A 20,624-nucleotide genomic window follows, 5' to 3' on the forward strand; every position below is an offset into this window, starting at 1 on the left:
TGTACTGGGATGGGCCGGACTCCTGCCCGGCCCGCTTGATTATCCGGTCTCGGCGGTTGTGCAGAGGAGGAGCTACTCCCCGCCTTAGCGACCACCCAGAATGGCGATATAGTCGGAGACCCAGCGGTAATAGGGCACGCAAGTTCCCTGGCTCTTGCACTGGGAGACCGGAGTGCGCCAGAAACGAACCCGATCGAAGTTGTCGATACCGTTGGTTTTGCACCCGGTCGGGCCCAGCAGGGCATTGCCCTCACAGGCGGCAGGTACCACAGGCACCGAGCCAAACCAGGCGGCGAGATCCCCCTGCAGCTTGTTGCTCAGGGAGTGCTCCAGCCACTTGTAAGCGCAGGTGAGGTTCTTGGCATCGCTGTGCACCATGCTGGTATCGGCCCAACCGGTCACTCCCTCTTTCGGCACAGTGGTGGCGATGGGTTGCTTGTCGGCAATCAGGGCATTGGCCTGGAACGGCCAGGAGCCTGACGCGACCACCCCTTCGTTCTTGAAGTCATCGATTTGAACGAAAGCATCATGCCAGTAGCGTCCCACCAGCTGGCGCTGCTTGCGCAGTAGATCGAGGGAGGCCTTGTACTGATCCTCGTTCAGCTCGTAAGGATCCTTGATGCCCAGGGCAGGCTGATGGGTCATCAGATAGAGGGCGGCATCGGCGATGTGGATCGGGCCGTCAAAGGCCTGCACCCGCCCCTTGTTGGACTTGCCATCCGCCAGGGTCTGTTCCTCGAATACCACGTTCCAGGAGTCCGGTGCCTTGGGGAACACCTTGGTGTTGTACATCAGGATATTGCCGCCCCACTGGTAGGGCACGCCGTAGTGCTTGCCATCCACAGTGTGCCAGGGGGCATTTTGCAGCCGGGGATCAATCTTGCTATAGCTCGGGATGAGCGCCAGATTGAGCGGCTGCACCTTGCCACCGGCAATCAGACGCAGACTGGCATCGCCGGAGGCGGTCACCAGATCGAAGCCCCCCTCGTTCATCAAGGCCACCATCTCGTCCGAGGTGGCCGCCGTCTTGACGTTCACCTTGCAGCCGCTCTCTTTCTCGAATCCGGTCACCCAGTCGTAGTTCTTGTCGGTCTCGCCACGCTCAACGTAGCCAGCCCAGGCCACGATATTGAGCTGGCCTTCACCCTTGCCGAGCTCGGTCGGGGCAGCCTGGATCTGGCCTGCCAGCAGCACCGGCACAAGAGCCAGCATCAGAGGGGTCAATTTCATCATGCACTCCTTGCATTGTGTTGACTTGCATCAGGTGAAGGAACGCCGCCATGGGCGTTAACATCCTGTTAACCAGCAATGAGCTTAGGGGAGTGGCAATACGATGAATATTTCAATTTTTGATGGCTCAGGTATCAGCTAAATCGATATCGAGTGCAGATGAATCTGATTTTTGGTGGCTACCCCGCAAGAGATGGCTAGCGAGGGAGCGCCTGACGGGCCCGCAACCGGCTCTGATCCCGCGCAATATCGATAAATTCCCGCGCCGTCCAATCCAGCCGAGAACCACGGCGCCACACCAGCCCGATATCGATGGCGGGAATGGGCTCCTTGATGGCGCGCGCCTCGACCCGCTCCTGCTCCAGCGACCAGGGGCGATAGGCAAAATCGGGCAACAAGGCGACCCCGAGCTGGCTTGCCACCAGACTGCGCACAGCCTCCACCGACGCGGTGCGCAGCACGATACGGGGGGAGATACCGTAGCGGCGCAGGCCGCCACCGATGATCTGATCGAGCTGATCGGCGGTCAGCGAGATCATCGGCTCCTCCCCCAGCGCGGTGAGCGAGAGGGTCGACTCGGCGCAGAGCGGGTGGTTGGCGGCCAGCCAGAGCCGCAGCGGCGAACGGGTCAGCAATTCTGTATCAAACGCCTCTTGCCGGATGGTGCGGTTGGTCATCAGGATCCCCACATCCACCTCGCCGTTGACGATCTGGTGCTCAAGGAAGGGCTGTTCATCCTCCTTCACCTCGATCTGTACCGCCGGAAAGGCGCGGCGAAAACGGCCGAGCGCCTCTGAAAGGTAGTAACCCGCCACCAGAGTGGTCACGCCGATGGTGAGTCGCCCCTGATCCTGCTGGGCTACTGCTTTGAGGGAGTGGCTCGCCTCGGTCATGGCGCCGAGAATACGGCGGGCGTGGAGCAAAAACTGGTGGCCCTGAGTGGTGAGGGTGACGCCGCGCGGATTGCGCTCGAATAGCGGGGCGCCCAGCTCGGTCTCCAGCTCGCGAATGGCGCTGGTCACCGCCGACTGGGAGATATGCAGCTCGGCGGCGGCGCGACTCACTGAGAAGCTGTCGGCCACGGCCACAAAATAACGGATCTGGCGAAAGGTAAAGTTCATCGGGCATCCTTGCCGATTGGTACGATGAGTGTGATTGGTAAGATTGACTGCCAGCTTAACCGTAAACGGGCGCCTCGCCAAAACCGGGCACTGCTGCCAACTCAATGATCTGCCGATTAAAACCATGCCCCTGCAGCTTGGCGAGCACAACAGGGGCATGGGTCATCGCAGTAAGGTGCAGACAGGGCTATCAGGATTTGTTGAGATACCCCGCCAGCTGGCCGATCAGCCGCTTGCGCAGCTCGCCGAGTTTGGGTTTCTCGTCCGCACACCATGGCAGCGGGCGGCACGCCTCTATGGTGCGCAGGCCAAGGCGAGCGGTGAGCAGCCCGGCCCCCACCCCTTGCGCCGCGCGGGCAGAGAGCTTGGCGGCAAACTCGGCGCCCAGCAAGTCCATCCCCACCTCGGTCACCAGCTCGGTGGCACCGGCGTAGAGCATGTTGCGAAACACCTGACGAATAAGGCGAATCCGGCTCCAGTAGCCGAGCTCGATGGCGTAGACATCGGCGATATCCTCGATCATCCGCAGGTTACGCCACAACATCAGCATCATGTCGACGGTGGCGAGCGGGCTCAGGGCCACCAGCACAGCGGCCTCCCCCGACCATTTAGCCACCCGCGCCTGGGCCAGCTTGTCGCGCTCGGCGAGCACCAGCTGGCTATAGAGGGTCAGCACTTCCCGATCGCTGTGGCTCTCATCGAGCTGGGCCAGCCAGGTTTGATACCCCTCGCGCCCCTTGTCGCCACTTTTGACTGCCAACCCTTCGCAAAAGGCCTGCCCCTGCCCGACTCCCTGATGAGCAAGCAGATCTTCTGCTCGCGAGCGCACATCCTGACGCCGCTTGAGGGTGCGCAGCCGCAGCCACTCGCGCCCCACCACGCTGGCGGTCCCCGCAGCGACCAGCGCCGAGGCCGCCAGCCAGGCGCTGCCCCAGAGCGGAGTGGTGAGAAACTGATCGTAAAGAAAGGCGCAATACTGGCCCAAGGAGAGCAGACCGACCGCCCCCAGCCCCCACGCCAGTAGTCGATGACGGCGACGCGGTTTGATGACGAGGGCGCTCTCCACCTCGGTGAACTCGTCCAGCTCGTCGAGGCGCTCGAAACTCGCCTCCTCCAGCCGCTGGGCCGGTGCGGGCGGTCGCTCGTCACTGGCCACCGTCAAGGCTGGCTCAAGGATCACCTTGCCCTGCAGCGGTGGCCGCTCTTTTATCTGATCGTTCATCGCATTGTTCTCCTGTGCGCAGCCTTCGGCTCAGGTGCCAAGACCGCACACCGTTATTCGAGGTGATCCCCGAGCAGAAACTCCAGCGCCGCATCGAGCCGGATATGGGGCAGCGCCTGATGGGGGCTCATGGGCATGGGGCGAAACGCCTGAAAATCAAAACCCTGACTGTTCCACCACTGTGCGGGGGGAATATGAGGCGGCACCTCTCCGGGGAACAGCAGCAGCGGCTCACCGCTCAGACTGGTGCCGCGGATGGCGGGGAACTCGCGGCCATTGGCCACCCCCTTGCCCACTTCGGTCGCCTTGATGGCGGCAAGCGCCAGACACTCGGTGGTGATCCCCTCAAAACGGGCCTGACCGCGACCGCTGCGTACCAGATGCTGGAGCAGGGAGACCATGGGCCCATGCTGTTCGGGGGTAACGTGATCGGCCTTGCTCGCCACAAACAGCAGCTTGTCGATACGGGGCGAGAAGAGTCGCCGCCACCAGTTGCTCTTACCGTAGGCAAAGCTCTCCATGATGCGGGCGATGGCCTGCTGCATGTCGCCAAAGCTGGCTGCCCCGGCGTTGAGGGGCTGCAGGCAATCCACCAGCACGATCTGGCGATCAAAGCCGGCAAAGTGCTGCTCATAAAAACCCTGCACCAGATGCTGTTTGTACTGCTCGAAGCGCTGCTTGAGAGTGGCGTAAAGAGTGCCATCGGCGGGCTCGCCGACAGGTATCTCCCACACCCAGGGGACATATTGCAGCATGGGGGCACCGGCATACTCCCCCGGCAACACGAAGCGACCGGGTTGAATAAGATGCAATCCCAGCTCCTGTTTGCAGGCATGCAGATAGGCGGTGTAGCGCTCGGCAAGCTCAGCCACCGGCCGCTCTTCGAAGCGCTGATCGGCCTGCCACCCGGGTGTCAGCCAGCTGGCGGCAAGTGCCTGCAGCTCTGGTCGACGAAGTTGCTCGCGCACCTGTTCGCTCCACTGCTCGTAGCTCATCTCAAGGAGCGGCAAGTCGAGCAGCCACTCCCCGGGGTAGTCCACCAGATCCACGTAGAGGGTGGAGATCTCCCCCAGATGCTTGCGCAGGGGGTGACGGGTGCGATAGCGGATTTCGAGACGCACCTCGGCCACGCCGCGAGTGGGCTCGGGCCAGGCTGGTGGATCGCCAAACAGGGAGTCGAGGCCACGCTCGTAAGCAAAGGTAGGAATGTGGGCATTGAGCTGCGGCACCCGGCGGGCACCGAGGATGCGCCCCTGACGCAGGGCATCCCACAGGGGCAAACGGCCATCTATGGCCGCGTGTTCCAGCTGGTTGACCAGCGCCGTGATAAAGGCGGTTTTGCCGCTGCGAGAGAGGCCGGTCACCGCCAGCCGGATATGGCGATCCCGCACCCGGTTCACCACGTCGTTCGCCTTGTGTTGCAGGCGAGTCAACTTCTGTTCCAGTTTATTGAGTATCAAGGCTTGACCCGTTCTCCCTTGGTGGTTGCATCCGGCGTGATTGGCCGTGCGAGAGGTCGACCGCTTATCCACGTCTGGATAGTTGTCGTCGATGGTGGATCATCACAGAAGATTCCACCATCGACATTGAGTGCTTGAGCAAGAACTACAGCTTGCGAAACTCCCGCTGCAGGGTGAACTCCCTGGATGTCACCAGCTTCTCGATCCGCTGAACTCTGGGCTCCAGCGCGTCAAGTTCCTGCGCGATACGGCCCAGCGCCTGATGAGGGGTAATCCCCGCCTGCCAGCTGCGCGCCTTCATCCGCACCTCGGCAAAGTCGGCATCCTCTTGCGAGTAGAGGGTGACCGGCTTTTTGTCGAGCAGGAACCAGGCGGCGATATAGGCGGTGAAGGTGATGAAACCTGCGAAGATAAGGCCACTAATGGCGAGCAGCCGCACGATCCAGGTCTCCACCCCGAAATACTCTGCCAAACCGGCACAGATCCCGGCTATCTTGCCGCGCTGGGGATCGCGATAAAGGTTACGCCCTTCACGACTGACACTGCTCATACCTTGTTCCTCCAACCGGGTACTTCCGCATCCAGAATCGACTCCAGCGCCCCTACTCGCTCCTGCATCTTCTCAGTGCGAGCCAACAGCCCTTGCAGCTGTTCCCGCTCGCTATCGGCAAGACCGGCGCCAATCCGCCCCTTGGCACGATAGTGCAGCACCAGCCAGATGGGGGCTACCACCACCATGAAGACCACCATGGGAACCATCAATACGCCCAGCAGATCTTCCATCTGTTACTCCCCCTGTTTGCCTTCGCTTTTGCTGTCGCCCTGGCCCAGCTTCTGGCGCATGGCTTCCAGCTCACGGCTTATCTGATCGTCCACTTCCAGCTCGGCAAACTGCTGCGCCAGCGCCTTGTCGGACTGACCCAGATCGGCGCGCGCTTCCATTTCGTCGATGCGACGCTCCATCCGCTCAAACTTGCTCACCACCGCCTGGCTCTCGCCACGGGCTACCTGGCTCTGCACATTGAGACGGCTGCTGGCCGCTTCGGTGCGAATGGCCATCGCCTTTTGACGGGCGCGGGCATCTTCCAGCTTGGCTTCGAGCTGGCGGATCTCCTCACCCAGCTTCTCGATGCCGCTGTCGACCGCCTGCTGCTCGCGGTAGAGGGTCTCTGACAACTCGGTCTGCTTTTTCTTCTCGATCAGGGCGGCGCGTGCCAGATCTTCACGCCCTTTGGTCAGGGCCAGCTCGGCCTTGGCTTGCCACTCGTCGACCCGCTCCTGATGACGGGCGACCTGACGACCAATCTCTTTCTGGCTGGCGAGGAAGCGAGCCAGATTGGAACGCTCCTTGACCAGCTCGTCCTCCATCTCCTGGATGATCAGGCGCACCATCTTCTGGGGATCTTCTGCCTTGTCGAGCAGGGCCGTCAGGTTGGAATTGATGATGTCGGCCAGACGGGAAAAAATACTCATGATTGCACTCCTGTTATTGGCATGGCGTTGTTTCTCCATTGACAATGGCAACTTGTGTGCCAATCTGGAACAAAATTTAACTTGTTGATTTATATGGGGCAGAATAGCCGGATTGCAAGATGTCTCGCGCAAGAGATGATTAAAATCACCAACTTTTGGTAAGATTGACCAGCTTTTACAACTGACAGGGATCACTATGACCACGGCCACGGAAAGCCTGCTGGGGGAATCCAACGCATTTCTCGAGATCATTGAGCAGGCCTCACGGCTCGCCCCGCTGCGCAAACCCGTGCTGATCATCGGTGAGCGGGGGACGGGCAAGGAGCTGATCGCCCACCGCCTACATTATCTCTCGGCGCGCTGGGATCAAAGCTTTGTCACCATCAACTGCGCCACCCTGAGCGAGAGCCTGCTGGAGACCGAGCTGTTCGGTCACGAAGCGGGATCGTTTACCGGCGCGGCCAAGCGCCATCAGGGCCGCTTCGAGCGGGCCGATGGCGGCACCCTCTTCCTCGACGAGCTGGCCACCACCAGCGCCCGGGTGCAGGAGAAGCTGCTGCGGGTCATCGAGTATGGCGAGTTCGAGCGGGTGGGTGGGGCCAAGCCCCTCAAGGTGGATGTGCGGCTGGTCTGCGCCACCAACGAGGATCTCCCTGCGCTGGCCGACAAGGGGCAGTTTCGCCACGATCTGCTCGACCGGCTCGCGTTTGATGTGATCACCCTCCCCCCCTTGCGTGAGCGGCGGGAAGATATCCTGATGCTGGCGGAGCACTTCGCCCACAGCATGACCCGGGAGCTGGGCTATCCGCTGTTTGCCGGTTTCTCGCGCAAGGCAACCCAGCTACTGCTGGATTACCACTGGCCGGGCAACGTGCGGGAGCTGAAGAACGTGGTGGAGCGCAGTATCTATCGTCAGGGCAATCCCCAGTTGCCGCTCTCGACCCTGGTGCTCAACCCGTTTGATTCCCCCTGGCGACCACAGGTCACGCAACCTGCGCAAGAGGACCGAAGCGAGGTACAATCTGCATCCCCCCTCGCCCTGCCGCTCGATCTCAAGCAGGCGGTGGCGGAGTACGAGATTAATTTACTCAAGCAAGCGATGCAGCAATCCCAGTATAATCAGCGCAAAGCCGCTCAACTGCTGGCCTTAAGCTATCACCAGTTCCGTGGCATGCTACGCAAATATCAGCTGCTGGATGGCGATAACGATGCAGAACAAGAGTGAAGGAGCGCGGTTGATGCCGACTCCAGCAACACGCCAGCCTTCGCGCTGGCACATTTGTATCAAAACGTGCGTACAAAACCCCTATAAGAACATGGTTCAACAATGAGAATGCTCACACCCTTGCTGCTGGGTATGCTGGTGCTGGTCACCGGCTGCCAGAAGCAACCCGAGGCCTCCAAAACCGGACTCATCTATTGTGCTGAGGGATCCCCCCTCTCCTTCAATCCCCATGTTTCCAACTCCGGGGTGACACTGGATGCCAGTGCCCGTCCGCTCTACGACCGCCTGCTGGAGGTGAACCCCAACACCCTGGCGCTGGAGCCGGCGCTCGCCACCAACTGGCATGTCAGCGAGGATGGCCTCACCTATACCCTGACCCTGCGCAAGGGGGTGACTTTTCACCATACCCCCTGGTTCAAGCCCACCCGCACTTTCAATGCCGATGACGTGGTCTTTACCTATGCCCGCCAGCTTGACGAGCAGCACCCCTACCACAATGTCTCCGGCGGCGATTACCCCTACTTCTACAGCCTAGGGCAAGATCTGCTGATCAAGCGGGTGAGCAAGAAGGGGCCGCAGACGGTGGTATTCGAGCTGAACCAGCCGAACGCCTCCTTCCTCGCCACTCTGGCCAGCGACTATGCGGTGATCCTCTCCGCCGAATACGCCGAGCAGATGTTGCAGGCGGGCACGCCAGCCCTGCTCGATAGCCGCCCCATCGGCACCGGGCCGTTCAGCTTCAAGGAGTATCGCCACAACGAGTTCATCCGCTATCTGCGCCACCCTGGCTATTGGGGCGGCGATGCCAAGATTGAACAGCTGGTCTACGACATCACCCCCAAATCCGCCAAACGGCTGGCCAAGCTGCTGACCGGCGAGTGCGACGTAATGAGCACCCCTTCCGCTAGCCAGCTCTCGGTGATCAAGCAAAATCCGGCGCTGAGCCTCTCAGTCCAGTCGGGGATGAACGTCGCCTTTTTGGCCCTCAATACCCGCAAGCCGCCGTTCAACAACGTCAAGGTGCGTCAGGCCATTGCCAGCGCCATCAATATCGACAACCTGCTTCAGGCGGTCTATTTCGATACCGGCCTGCCCGCCAACAGCCTGCTGCCGACCCTCTCATGGGGGTACAACCCCAGCCTGCCCGAGCGCAAGCCCGATCTGAAACGGGCGCGCCAGCTGCTCAAGGAGGCGGGACTGGAGAAAGGGTTCGAGATGCAGGTGCTGGTGCAACCGGACGCCCGCCCCTACAACCCGGATGCGGTCAAGACCGCCCAGCTGATCCGCAGCGATCTGGCCAAGGTCGGGATCAAGCTCAAGATCGTGCAACGGGAGTGGCCGGTGATCGAAGGCCGCCTCACCAAGGGGCAGTACGACAGTCTGCTCTCCGGCTGGATTGCCGACAACGCCGATCCGGACAACTTCTTCCGCCAGTTGCTGAGCTGCTCGGCAGTGGAGCGCGGCAACAACTACAGCCGCTGGTGCAGCCCGGCCTTCGACCAGCTGCTGGATGATGCGGTCACCACGCCCCAGCTCTCGTTCCGGCTGCGCAACTACTACTATGCCCAGACCCTGCTCAACGAACAGCTGCCGCTGATCCCGCTGGCACACGCCTTGCGTACCCAGGTCAGCCGCAGCGACATCGAGGGGCTGACGCTGATGCCCTTTGGCGGCACCTCCTTCAACCAGGCTCACAGGGAGTAAGCATGCTTCTATACACCTTGCGCCGCATCAACCTGTTGCTTATCACTCTGCTGGCGCTGACCTTTGTCGCCTATCTGCTGGACTATCGGCTGATCGGCAATCAGCTCAGCTTCTGGAGCGGCTACCCCGATTTCCTGCGCCGCATTTTCGCAGGTGACCTGGGGCTCTCCAGCGTCTCCGGGCTACCGGTGCTGGACGAGATCCGCCACTACTTCCCGGCGACCCTGATCCTCTGTCTGGCGGCGTTCGCCATCTCGCTGCTGGTGGGCATTCCCCTCGGCACCCTGGCGGCCCTGTCCCAGGGAAAGACGCTGGATCTCTCCATCATGACAGCCGGTCTTATCGGCTATGCGGTGCCGGTATTCTGGCTGGCGCTGCTGGTGGTAATGCTCTTTTCGCTGGATCTCGGCTGGTTGCCAGCCTCCGGGCAGATCAGCCTGCTCTACGACGTCCCCCCCATTACCGGCATCGCGGTGATCGATGTGCTGCTCAGCAACGAGCCCTGGCGGCAAGCGGCGCTGCACGATGCCCTGCGCCACCTGATCCTTCCGTCACTGGTGCTGGCGGTGGTGCCCACTACCGAGGTGATCCGCCATGTGCGCAGTTCCCTCATCGACGTGATGAAGCAGAACTACATCAAGGCGGCAGCGAGCCGGGGCCTTTCCAAGGCGCAGATCGTCTGGCGCCATGGTCTGAAGAACGCCCTGCCGCCGGTACTGCCGCTGCTGGGTCTGCAGCTAGGCAGCGTACTCACCTCCGCCATGATCACCGAGGTGGTGTTCGAGTGGCACGGGATCGGCCGCTGGCTCATCAGCAGCATCGCCCTGCAGGATTACGCCGCCATTCGCGGCGCGACTCTGGTGGTGGCCAGTTTCGTGATCCTGACCAGCGTCAGCACCGAGTTGCTGACCACCCTTATCTATCCGGCACGGCGCAAAGAGTTGTATGCCAAACAAGATTGAACGCGCTCATGGCGTGACCAGGAGCCAGGTATCCTATGCAAGATAAATCGAACATCTATCCCGAGCTCAAGATCCTCTCGCCCCTTGAGCAGACGTGGGCCTCCTACAGCCGCAATCCGCTGGCGATGGCAGGGCTATGGTGCTTTTTGCTGTTGCTGCTCATCACGCTGGTGGGGCCGCTGGTCGTCCCCTACGGCATCGATGAACAGCACACCGACAAGCTGCTGCTCGCCCCCTCGTGGGCGGCGACCGGCAACATCGACTACTTCCTCGGCACCGACGATCTGGGGCGCGACATGCTCTCCCGGCTGGTGGTCGGCGCGCGTCTCACCTTCGGCTATGCGCTGGTCGTGGTGGTGATCGCCATGGTGGTGGGCTCCGCCATCGGCATCCTCGGCGGCATGAGCAAGGGGCTTAAATCGAGCGTGCTGCACCACCTGCTCGATACCCTGCTCTCCATCCCCTCCCTGCTGATGGCCATCATCATGGTCGCCATCATGGGGCCGGGTTTTGGCAATACCCTGATTGCCATTACGCTCGCCTTGATCCCGCCCTTTATCCGGGCCACCTATAACGCAGTGCATGCCGAGATGCAGAAGGAGTACATCACCGCCAGCCGCCTCGATGGCTCGCCTCCCTTCCGGATCATGCGGCTGGCTATTTTGCCCAACATTGTCGAGACCCTGGTGGCCCAGACCACCCGCACCTTGTCGGCGGCCATTCTCGATATCTCGGCGGTCGGTTTTCTTGGCCTCGGCGCCCAATCTCCCCAACCGGAGTGGGGCACCATGCTGGCCGATTCGAGCGACCTTATCTATCTCGCCCCATGGACCGTCACCCTGCCAGGCATCGCCATCCTGTTCAGCGTGCTGGTGACCAATTTAGTTGGTGAAGGCATTCGCGAAGCACTCAAAGAGGGGAACGACTGATGCCGCTGCTCGATATTCGCAATCTCACCATCGAGATCGACACCCCGCAAGGCAAGGTCAAGGCGGTGGACAAGGTGAGCCTGACCCTGACCGAGGGGGAGATCCGCGGTCTGGTGGGTGAATCCGGCTCCGGAAAAAGTCTGATCGCCAAGGTGATCGTCGGCATCGAGAAGGACAACTGGACGGTACGTGCCGACCGGATGCGTTTCAACGACATGGATCTGCTGACCATGGCCCCCAAGGAGCGCCGTCGCATCATGGGCCGCGAGATCGCCATGATCTTCCAGGACCCCATCAGCTGTCTCGACCCCTCCGAGGAGATCGGCACCCAGCTGGAAGAGGCGATCCCGACCGATTCATTCGAGGGACAATTCTGGCAGCGCTTCCAGTGGCGCAAGAAGAAGGCCATCGCCCTGCTGCACCGGGTAGGCGTCAAGGATCACCGCAAGGTGATGCGCGCCTATCCCCACGAGCTGTCAGATGGCATGTGCCAGAAGGTGATGATCGCCATGGCCATTGCCAACCAGCCGCGTCTGCTGGTAGCCGACGAGCCCACCAGCGCCATGGAGTCCACCACCCACTCCCAGATCCTGCGACTGCTGGACAAGATGAACAAGCTGGGTAATACCACCATCCTGATCATCAGCAACGACATCGCCGCCATAGCCAACCTGACCGACACCATCAACGTGATGTACTGCGGCCAGATGGTGGAAGTGGGCACCCGGGAGCAGATCCTCGAGACCCCGCATCACCCCTACACCGATGCCCTGCTCAAATCGATCCCCGACTTTGACAAGCTGGTGCGCCACAAGTCGCGCCTCGAAACCCTGCCCGGCGTCATCCCGCCGCTGCAACACCTGCCCATCGGTTGCCGTCTGGGGCCGCGCTGCCCCTACGCCCAGAAGCAGTGCGTGCAGACCCCCCTGATGAACAAGATCAAGGGCCATCAGTTCAGCTGTCACTTCCCGCTGAACATGGAGGAGCCGAAAAAATGATGACCGTTAATGCCCCCATGAAGGAGCCCCGCTTGTGATCGAGCCATCCCTGTTGCAGGTCAGAGGCCTTAGCAAAACCTACCAGAACCGCACCGGTCTATTCCGTCGTCAGGCGGTGGAGGCGATCAAGCCCCTCTCGTTCGATCTCGAAGTGGGTCAGACCCTCGCCATCGTCGGCGAAGCTGGCTCCGGCAAGAGTACCCTCGCCCGCATTCTGGCTGGCATGATCGAACCCACCAGCGGCGACATCGCCATCAACGGCCAGCTGATGGTGCATGGCGATTACCAGACACGCTGCAAACTGCTGCGGATGATTTTTCAGGATCCCAACACCTCGCTGAACCGCAAGATCCGGGTCGGCCAGATCCTGGAAACCCCACTGCGCCTCAACACCGAGATGACTGAAGAGGAGCGCCGCGAGAAGGTGGTGCAGACCCTGCGTATGGTGGGGATGCTGCCGGATCACGCCCTGTTCTATCCGCAGATGCTCTCCTCCGGTCAGCAGCAGCGGGTGGCGCTGGCGCGGGCGCTGATCCTCAACCCCAAGATCGTGGTGGCCGATGAGGCGCTCTCCACCCTGGATATCTCGGTACGCTCCCAGATCATCAATCTGCTGCTGGAGATGCAGGAGACCATGGGACTGAGTTATGTGCTGGTAGCCAACGATTTGGGTATCGTCAGCCATATCAGCGACGAGGTGCTGGTAATGCACGAAGGTCGGGTGGTGGAGCGCGGCAAGACTCTCAAGGTGTTTGCCGATCCCCAGCATGAGGTGACTCGCCGTCTCATCCAGAACTACAACAACGAATACCGCAAATAGAGAGGCGCTGGCCACCTCACTTGCCGCTGTTTTCGCCGAGCTCACACGGCGGGATCAAAAAAGCCCACTGCATGCAGTGGGCTTTCTGTTACCGGCGTTGCTGCTTAGGCTTGCAGCAGCAGACGGTTGATACGGGAGACGAAGCTCGCCGGATCGTTCAGCCCGCCCTGCTCGGCCAGCTGGGCCTGTTCGTGCAGCAGGGTGACCCACTCACCGAACAGTGCCTCGTCTTCGATGGTGTCGAGTTTCTTCACCAGTGCGTGGTCAGGGTTGAGCTCCAGAATGTACTTCTGCTCCGGTACCGGCTGGCCGGCCGCACGCATGAGCTTGATCATCTGGGTGCTCATACCGTAAGCGTCGGTGACGATGCAGGAGGGGGAGTCGGTCAGACGGTGAGTGACACGCACCTCTTTCACTGCATCGCCCAGGCTCTTCTTGACCCGCTCCACCAGACCGGCGTTGGCCTTCTCGGCCTCTTCCTGCGCCTGCTTGGAGGCTTCGTCTTCCAGATCGCCGAGATCCAGTTCGCCACGGGTGACGGAGATAAGCTGCTTGCCGTCGAACTCGGTCAGGTGGCTCATCAGCCACTCATCCACTCGCTCCCACATCAGCAGCACTTCGACACCCTTCTTGCGGAAGATCTCGAGGTGCGGGCTGTTCTTGGCAGCGGCATAGGAGTCAGCGGTGATGTAGTAGATCTTCTGCTGGCCTTCCTTCATGCGGCCAACGTAATCCTCGAGAGAGACGGTCTGGGCTTCGCCCTCGCCAGCGGTGCTGGCAAAGCGCAGGAGCTTGGCGATCTCTTCGCGGTTGGCGTAATCCTCGGCCGGGCCCTCTTTGAGCACGTTACCGAACTCTTTCCAGAACTTGGCGTACTTCTCGGCATCGTCTTTCGCCAGCTTGGAGAGCATGGTCAGCACGCGCTTTGAGCAAGCCTTGCGCAGAGAGGCGGTCACCTTGTTGTCCTGCAGGATCTCGCGGCTGACGTTGAGCGGCAGATCGTTGGAGTCCAGCACCCCTTTGACGAAGCGCAGGTAGGTCGGCATAAACTGCTCGGCGTCGTCCATGATGAAGACGCGCTGTACGTAGAGCTTCAGACCGTGCTTCTGCTCGCGGTTGTAGAGGTCGAACGGTGCGCGGGCCGGTACGTAGAGCAGGCTGGTGTACTCCTGCGCCCCTTCCACCCGGTTGTGACCCCACAGCAGCGGATCTTCAAAGTCGTGAGCAACGTGCTTGTAGAACTCCTGATACTCCTCGTCCTTGATATCTTTCGGGTTACGGGTCCACAGTGCCGTCGCGCGGTTGACCTGCTCCCACTCGCCCGGGGTGCCGACGATAGTCTCGCCATCCTCTTCCCGATCCGGGGTACCCTCTTTGAACATCTCGACCGGTACGCTGATGTGATCGGAGTATTTGCTCACCACGGAGCGCAGACGCCAGTCATCGAGGAACTCGTCCTCTTCGGCACGCAGGTGCAGGATAACGTCAGTGCCGCGACCGGCTTTGGTCACATCAGCCACGGTGAAGGAGCCTTCGCCTTCCGATTCCCACTGCACGCCCTGCTCCGGAGCAGTACCGGCGGCACGGGACACCACGGTCACCTTGTCGGCCACGATAAAGGCGGAGTAGAAACCGACCCCGAACTGACCGATCAGTTGGGAATCCTTACCCTGATCGCCGGAGAGGTTTTTGAAGAATTCTGCGGTGCCGGACTTGGCGATGGTACCTAGGTGCTCAATCACCTGATCACGGGTCATACCGATCCCGTTATCGGAGATGGTCAGGGTACGCTTCTCTTTGTCCACCACCAGACGCACACGCAACTGGCCGTCGTTTTCGAACAAAGAGGCATCGGAAAGCGCCTTGAAGCGCAGCTTGTCCGCCGCATCGGAGGCGTTGGAGATCAGCTCGCGCAGGAATACTTCTTTGTTGGAGTAGAGGCTGTGAGCCATCAGGCTCAGCAGTTGTTTGACTTCAGTCTGAAAGCCGTGGGTTTCGGCATGAACACTTTGGGTCATGGACCAATCCTCAGAAACATCGGGTTGAACATATGCCCAACCTAGATGGGGACAGCGATCCAAATATCAAGGGGGCGAATGTGCAATCCTGCTCATTCGCCCCCTGTTGACGTGTAACCGCCGATTTTATGTTCAGTTTTTCGCGACTTGCCGCCACCCGCCCCTTACTTGAGGCGCTGGCGACCCATCAGGGAGTGGGAGAGCGTGGTGCCATCCACCAGCTCCAGCTCGCCCCCTACCGGCACCCCGTGGGCGATGCGGCTCACCTCTACCCCGGCGGTGCGGGCCATATCGGCGATATACCAGGCGGTGGCATCCCCTTCAATGGTGGGATTGGTGGCGAGGATCAGCTCGCTGATGTGCTCTTCCTTCAGACGGCGCTCGAGAATATCGAGCCCCAGCTCCTCCGGGCCTATGCCGTCCAGCGGCGACAGATGGCCCATCAGCACAAAGTAACGACCGGAAAACTGACCAGTCTGCTCGATGGCCGCCACGTCCGCCGGGCTCTCCACCACGCAGAGCAGGCCATTCTCTTCCCGCTTGGGATTGGCGCAGATATCGCAGCGATCGTTCTCGGTAAAGGTGCGACAGTGGCTGCAATGGCCAATCTCGGTCAGGGCGCGAGAGAGCAACTGGGCCAGACGCAAACCGCCGCTGCGCTCACGCTCGAGCAGGGTAAAGGCCATCCGCTGGGCAGACTTGGGCCCCACCCCCGGCAATACCTGCAGGGCTTTCATCATCTCATCGAGCAGGGGACTGAACTTCATAACACTCCTTACACGGGCCTGCCCCTCGCCACCACCAGGGCCACGACGGGTCAGCAAAACAGGATAACGCCATTGGCGCAGGACTATACCCGAGCCCGCCGCCCATCGCCATCGGCTTGCCCACAGAGCCCGCTAAAAACGCGGATAGCAAAAAGCCCCGATGTTTCCATCAGGGCTTTGCAATTTGGCGGTGAGGGAGGGATTCGAACCCTCGATACGTTGCCGTATACACACTTTCCAGGCGTGCTCCTTCAGCCACTCGGACACCTCACCAAATTTTAGTCTGTGCGTTTAACGTGTTCAGACAACACGGTGCTCGCTGCGCTGTTGCGCTGGAACGGGGCGTAATTTAGGGGAAAGCCCCGCCCGCGTCAACGGCTTTTTTCACTTGGCGAACCGTTCGAACACTTAATGCACAGATTCCGGTGCAACCTGGATTTCCGGCAGGTTGAGGAAGCCGGAACGTTCGCATTCGGCAACCAGTTCGTGGGTAGCGGCGATAGTGCTTTGCACGAACAGCAGGAACTGCTCGACGCTGAGTCCGGCCTTGGTAAAGACGGTGTGGCCGACCACCAGCCGCGGCAGGTTGTCATCGATGATATCGAGGAACACCTTGAGGGAGGGGTACTGCATATTGAGTCGGCCCAGTTCGGCAACCAGCGGCAGCATTGCGGAGGGGCGCACTTCCAGCTCGGAGGAGAACAGCAGGCCTTCCTCTTCCACGAAGATCCGGCTCTCCTGAATACCATCGACCGACTGCAAAGAGACAATGTGGATACCGTGACACTGGTCGCAGACATAGTGCTCGATACGAGCCTGTTGCAACCAACGCATTATCATTTCGGAGCTGGGGATATTCATCATTTCCACGACAAGATTGGGATCAAGGGGCGCAGTCTAAACCAATTTGCTATCAACAAAAAGCACGCCAACCCGATAACCCTGCGGCTCGCTTCTTTTTGGCAAGCGCTATGCATATACTCAGCCAAATCCACGATGACGCTTGCCCCACAGGGGGCCCCATGACTATCCAAGAAAAGTATCGCCTTCATCTGAAATCACTCTCGGATGAGCTGCTCACCCTGCAAAAACCCATCCGCATTCTGGATGCCATCAAATGGCCACGCCATCTGCAGGATCGCTTTCTGGCAAGCGGTGGCAGGGAGCTGCCCGCTATCGACAGGCACTTCTATGATGCCCTCCCCCTCGGCTTCGATCCACGCAACAAGTATCTGGAGCTCAAGGAGCTGCGGGACCGGATCCGCAGAAAGTTGGGGCCACAGGACGATCTTGGCCGGATCCTGCAAGAGACGGTCGATCAGTACATGGTGGTGATCGAGATGCTGCGCCAGCGCGGCCAACCCGATTTTCAGCGTTACAGCCAGCTGCTTTATGGCTCTGCCAGCGATCACCTGCGTGGGGATCGCAAGACTCTCAAGGAGCTGGGCGCCCGCCTGTGCGATATCTTCTCCCTGCCCGGCGCGCGCCATCTGGTGCGCCCCTACCCCAAGGAGTTCGAAGGAGAGGCCGCGGTCGCCAAACTGCAGGGCAAGCTGTCGAGCTACTTCAGTGACGGCACTGTGCAGGTGAAGCTGAGCGATGGGATTGTCTCCGATGCCGCTGCCGGTGGCGACTACATCAAGCTCAACTCCCACGCCCGTTTCTCCGAGCTGGACTTGCAGGTGCTGGAGGTACACGAGGGCTGGGTCCATGTCGGCACCACCCTCAACGGTCGCCAGCAGCCCTATGCCACCTGGCTGAGCGCCGGTTCACCGCGGATCACCGCCTGTCAGGAGGGGCTGGCTGTCCTGATAGAGACCCTCACCTTCAGCTCCTTTCCGGATCGGGCCAAGCGCATCTCCGATCGGGTGATGGCCATCGACATGGCCGAGCGCGGCGCCGATTTTATCGAGGTGTTTCAGCATTTCGTGCAGCAGGGCACCAGCGAGCACGACGCCTACAAGATCACCCAGCGGGTCTTTCGTGGCGGCATGGTGGGCGGCGGTGCCTGCTTTACCAAGGATCTCTCCTACGTGCGTGGCTATGTGGAGACGGTCAACTTCATCCGCAGCGCCGTACTGGAAGGGGTGCCCGAGATCCTGCCGATGCTGTTTGTCGGCAAGGTGACACTGGATGACATTCCGGTGCTCTATCAGCACTATCTGGAGGGGCTGATCGCCGCTCCCCGCTATTTGCCACCGATGTTTCGCGATCTCACCGGCCTCTATGTCTGGTTCGGTTTTGCCTCCGGCATGTCACTGGTCGATATAAGCCGGGTACAGCACCATTTTCGCCAGCTGTTTCAACGCCTGCCGGTGGCCGACCCCATCATCGCACCGGTGGATATCGAGATTGACTGAACCGCAGAGAAGCAAGCAGAAAAAGGGCGCCAGATTGGCGCCCTTCTCGACGATTCAATTATCGCAGCCGACTTACTTGTAGGCCCGACCTTCGAGATAGTGTTTGCGACAGAGTGACACATAGCGATCGTTGCCGCCGATCTCCACCTGCTCGCCATCACGCATCACCTGCCCTGCTTCGTTGACCCGGGAGTTCATGTGAGCCTTGTTGCCACACCAGCAGATACTCTTCAGCTCTTCAAACTTGTCGGCCAGACAGAGCAGATGGTAGGAACCCGGGAACAGCTCGCCGCGAAAATCGGTCTTGAGGCCATAGGCCATCACCGGAATATCCTGCTCATCGACGATGCGGGCCAATTGGTAGACCTGCTCACGGGTCAAGAACTGGGCCTCGTCCACGATAAAGACATCGATATGTTTCTTCGCATGGCGCTCTTTCACCATTTCAAACAGATCACAGCTGTCGCTGAACACGTCCACCTTCAGTTCAAGGCCAACCCGGGCACTGATCACCCCGACCCCGAAACGGTCATCGATGGCTGGCGTCATCGCCAGAGGATGCATGCCCCGCTCCAGATAGTTGAAGTGCGCCTGAATGAGCTGGGTGGATTTGCCTGAATTCATGGTGGCAAATTTGTAGTGCAGTGAAGCCATGATACTGTTCCGAAACTGAATTTATGGGGCGCATGCTAACCAAAGCCCCTGACAAAACCAAGGGGCCCGCGGGCCCCTTGCTCTATAAATGTTACGCGGTGGCCAGCTCTGGCCGCGCTTTGGCCTTTTTCAGGTGATAGCTGGTAAAGAGCACGAACCAGAGGGCACTGACACTGAAACCGGCCAGGCTGGAGTGCATCAAGCCCATCGCCAGGTAACCGATGGCCGCGCCGAAGGCGATGGCCAGTGCATAGGGCAGCTGGGTCATCACGTGATCGATGTGATGGCAACCGGCACCGGTGGCAGAGAGGATGCTGGTGCTGGAGATGGGTGAGCTGTGATCCCCGAACACCGAGCCAGCCAGTACCGCAGCCAGCATCGGCAGCATCAGGCTGATGTCGCTGGCGGCGGCCATGTCACCGGCCAGCGGCAGCATGATGCCGAAGGTACCCCAGCTGGTACCAGTAGCAAACGCCATGGCACAGGAGAGGATAAAGACCACGGCAGGTAGCACTTCGATCGGCAGGTTGCCGTTAGCCAGCGAAGCCAGGTACTTGCCGGTCTCCACGTCGCGTACCACGGCACCTATGGTCCAGGCAAACAGCAGGATGTTGATGGCTGGCAGCATGGCCATGACGCCTTGCGGCGCGGCCTTGATCCAGTTCTTGGCACCCAGCTTCAGGCGCATAGCCAGACCGATGGAGACCACCAGACTGCACAGGGCACCGTAGACCAGCGAAGAGCCGACGTTGGTGTTTTCGAACGAGCCAAGCACGCTGAAGGGCAGCCCTTTCTCGCTCAGCACCGCAGCACCGGAATCAATCATGAAATAGATGGTGGCGGCGGTCAGGGTCAGGATCGGCAGTACCATGTCGATCATGCCGCCGTTGCTCTCCTCCGGGCTCTCCATATCCAGACCGATGGGGCGGCCCTTGGACTCATCCCACAGCTTGCCTTCCAGCGCCCACGCTTCGTGTTGACGCATCGGGCCGATATCCAGCTGACAGGCGATCACCACCAGCACCATGATCAGGGTGAAGACGGCGTAGAGGTTCATCGGGATCATCTCGACAAATGCCGCGATGGGGCTCTGTTCAGTCAGACCGTGGGCCGCCATGATGCCGCCAACCAGAGCGATGATATAGGCCCCCCAGGAGGAGATGGGCATCAGCACGCAGACCGGCGCCGCGGTGGAGTCCAGCAGATAGGCCAGTTTGGCACGGGAAATCTGGAAGCGGTCGGTCACCGGACGGCAGATTGCCCCCACCGACAGGCTGTGGAAGAAGTCATCGATAAAGAAGGCAAACACCATCATGCCAGTCAGGGCTTTGGCGCCCTTGCGGGTCTTGGCACGACGCTCGGCCCACTCGGCAAAGGCACGGGTCGCCCCGGAGACGCTCATCAGGCTGATGAGGCCACCCAGCAGCAGCATAAACAGGATCATGTTGACATTGTCACGATTGAGCGCGCCATCGACCCAGAAGATCTTGAGCACGGTATTCAACATGTAATGCAGGGATTCGAGGGGTGAAAACTGATTGAGCAGCAAACTGCCTGTGACGATGCCCACACCAAGGGACAGCAGCACGCGGCGGGTTAGGATCGCCAGCGCGACAGCCAACAGGGGGGGAAGAACGGACCAACCGGAGTCGGCGAAATGACTAATGTCCATGATCTCTTT

19 protein-coding genes and 1 tRNA gene are annotated in these 20,624 nt (G+C 60.5%); 7 read left to right on the forward strand and 13 right to left on the reverse strand.

The features are described 5' to 3' along the window. Nucleotides 1-84: 84 nt before the first annotated feature. From AB5Z02_RS20185 to pspA, 7 genes are all read right to left on the reverse strand, one after another. On the reverse strand, nucleotides 85-1,230 hold the full coding sequence (locus AB5Z02_RS20185; RefSeq protein ID WP_368216834.1) for an ABC transporter substrate-binding protein: 1,146 nt from the start codon (nucleotides 1,228-1,230) through the stop codon (nucleotides 85-87). A 197-nt stretch (nucleotides 1,231-1,427) separates the two neighbouring features. After that, complete coding sequence (locus tag AB5Z02_RS20190) at nucleotides 1,428-2,351, reverse strand: LysR family transcriptional regulator (protein ID WP_005361174.1); 924 nt, start codon at nucleotides 2,349-2,351, stop codon at nucleotides 1,428-1,430. A gap of 190 nt (nucleotides 2,352-2,541) precedes the next feature. Beyond that, nucleotides 2,542-3,573, reverse strand: coding sequence for a YcjF family protein (locus tag AB5Z02_RS20195; RefSeq protein WP_368216835.1), 1,032 nt, complete (start codon nucleotides 3,571-3,573; stop codon nucleotides 2,542-2,544). Nucleotides 3,574-3,626: 53 nt separating this feature from the next. Next, on the reverse strand, nucleotides 3,627-5,033 hold the full coding sequence (locus AB5Z02_RS20200) for a YcjX family protein (RefSeq protein ID WP_368216837.1): 1,407 nt from the start codon (nucleotides 5,031-5,033) through the stop codon (nucleotides 3,627-3,629). 145 nt (nucleotides 5,034-5,178) lie between these two features. Beyond that, a complete protein-coding gene (gene pspC, locus AB5Z02_RS20205; RefSeq protein WP_005333670.1) occupies nucleotides 5,179-5,583 on the reverse strand; it encodes an envelope stress response membrane protein PspC in 405 nt (134 codons plus the stop codon). Beyond that, nucleotides 5,580-5,816 carry an envelope stress response membrane protein PspB gene (gene pspB, locus AB5Z02_RS20210; RefSeq protein ID WP_005333672.1) on the reverse strand — a complete coding sequence of 79 codons (237 nt, stop codon included), beginning with the start codon at nucleotides 5,814-5,816 and terminating at the stop codon, nucleotides 5,580-5,582. The genes pspC and pspB overlap by 4 nt, the downstream gene beginning before the upstream one ends. Nucleotides 5,817-5,819: 3 nt before the next feature. After that, nucleotides 5,820-6,506: a phage shock protein PspA gene (gene pspA / locus AB5Z02_RS20215; protein ID WP_005361184.1), complete on the reverse strand. Its 687-nt coding sequence runs from the start codon at nucleotides 6,504-6,506 to the stop codon at nucleotides 5,820-5,822. 196 nt (nucleotides 6,507-6,702) lie between these two features. Between pspA and pspF the strand changes: the two genes are divergently transcribed. From pspF to AB5Z02_RS20245, 6 genes are all read left to right on the forward strand, one after another. Beyond that, nucleotides 6,703-7,731: a phage shock protein operon transcriptional activator gene (gene pspF, locus AB5Z02_RS20220; RefSeq protein ID WP_005346257.1), complete on the forward strand. Its 1,029-nt coding sequence runs from the start codon at nucleotides 6,703-6,705 to the stop codon at nucleotides 7,729-7,731. Nucleotides 7,732-7,839: 108 nt separating this feature from the next. Then, nucleotides 7,840-9,435, forward strand: a complete 1,596-nt coding sequence (sapA, locus tag AB5Z02_RS20225) for an ABC transporter substrate-binding protein SapA (protein WP_040069341.1) — start codon at nucleotides 7,840-7,842, stop codon at nucleotides 9,433-9,435. A gap of 2 nt (nucleotides 9,436-9,437) precedes the next feature. After that, nucleotides 9,438-10,397, forward strand: coding sequence for an ABC transporter permease subunit (locus tag AB5Z02_RS20230; protein WP_021231386.1), 960 nt, complete (start codon nucleotides 9,438-9,440; stop codon nucleotides 10,395-10,397). A gap of 35 nt (nucleotides 10,398-10,432) precedes the next feature. Next, nucleotides 10,433-11,326 (forward strand): ABC transporter permease subunit, encoded by an 894-nt coding sequence (locus AB5Z02_RS20235; RefSeq protein WP_005333677.1) that lies wholly within the window; start codon nucleotides 10,433-10,435, stop codon nucleotides 11,324-11,326. Continuing rightward, complete coding sequence (locus AB5Z02_RS20240) at nucleotides 11,326-12,324, forward strand: oligopeptide/dipeptide ABC transporter ATP-binding protein (protein WP_005333679.1); 999 nt, start codon at nucleotides 11,326-11,328, stop codon at nucleotides 12,322-12,324. Before AB5Z02_RS20235 ends, AB5Z02_RS20240 begins: the two co-directional genes overlap by 1 nt. A 34-nt stretch (nucleotides 12,325-12,358) precedes the next feature. Beyond that, nucleotides 12,359-13,144 carry an ATP-binding cassette domain-containing protein gene (locus AB5Z02_RS20245; protein WP_103251396.1) on the forward strand — a complete coding sequence of 262 codons (786 nt, stop codon included), beginning with the start codon at nucleotides 12,359-12,361 and terminating at the stop codon, nucleotides 13,142-13,144. A 104-nt stretch (nucleotides 13,145-13,248) separates the two neighbouring features. On the opposite strand, the gene htpG is transcribed toward AB5Z02_RS20245, so the two are convergent. The 4 genes from htpG to AB5Z02_RS20265 all read right to left on the reverse strand — a co-directional run bounded on the left by htpG (nucleotide 13,249) and on the right by AB5Z02_RS20265 (nucleotide 16,793). Continuing rightward, complete coding sequence (htpG, locus tag AB5Z02_RS20250) at nucleotides 13,249-15,162, reverse strand: molecular chaperone HtpG (protein WP_323927895.1); 1,914 nt, start codon at nucleotides 15,160-15,162, stop codon at nucleotides 13,249-13,251. A 164-nt stretch (nucleotides 15,163-15,326) separates the two neighbouring features. Further along, complete coding sequence (gene recR, locus AB5Z02_RS20255) at nucleotides 15,327-15,929, reverse strand: recombination mediator RecR (RefSeq protein WP_005352677.1); 603 nt, start codon at nucleotides 15,927-15,929, stop codon at nucleotides 15,327-15,329. Between the two features lie 185 nt (nucleotides 15,930-16,114). Continuing rightward, nucleotides 16,115-16,202, reverse strand: a tRNA-Ser gene (locus tag AB5Z02_RS20260). Nucleotides 16,203-16,337: 135 nt separating this feature from the next. Continuing rightward, nucleotides 16,338-16,793, reverse strand: a complete 456-nt coding sequence (locus tag AB5Z02_RS20265; protein ID WP_005337119.1) for a YbjN domain-containing protein — start codon at nucleotides 16,791-16,793, stop codon at nucleotides 16,338-16,340. 158 nt (nucleotides 16,794-16,951) lie between these two features. Between AB5Z02_RS20265 and AB5Z02_RS20270 the strand changes: the two genes are divergently transcribed. Beyond that, nucleotides 16,952-18,289, forward strand: coding sequence for a flavohemoglobin expression-modulating QEGLA motif protein (locus AB5Z02_RS20270; RefSeq protein WP_335841981.1), 1,338 nt, complete (start codon nucleotides 16,952-16,954; stop codon nucleotides 18,287-18,289). Between the two features lie 72 nt (nucleotides 18,290-18,361). On the opposite strand, the gene AB5Z02_RS20275 is transcribed toward AB5Z02_RS20270, so the two are convergent. Further along, a complete protein-coding gene (locus tag AB5Z02_RS20275) occupies nucleotides 18,362-18,943 on the reverse strand; it encodes a thymidine kinase (protein ID WP_005337121.1) in 582 nt (193 codons plus the stop codon). Between the two features lie 91 nt (nucleotides 18,944-19,034). After that, on the reverse strand, nucleotides 19,035-20,615 hold the full coding sequence (locus AB5Z02_RS20280; protein ID WP_231721321.1) for a Na+/H+ antiporter NhaC family protein: 1,581 nt from the start codon (nucleotides 20,613-20,615) through the stop codon (nucleotides 19,035-19,037). Nucleotides 20,616-20,624: the final 9 nt, after the last annotated feature.

Origin of the sequence: Aeromonas sp. R2-3 (assembly GCF_040908375.1) — a bacterium.
GTDB classification, from domain to species: domain Bacteria; phylum Pseudomonadota; class Gammaproteobacteria; order Enterobacterales; family Aeromonadaceae; genus Aeromonas; species Aeromonas veronii.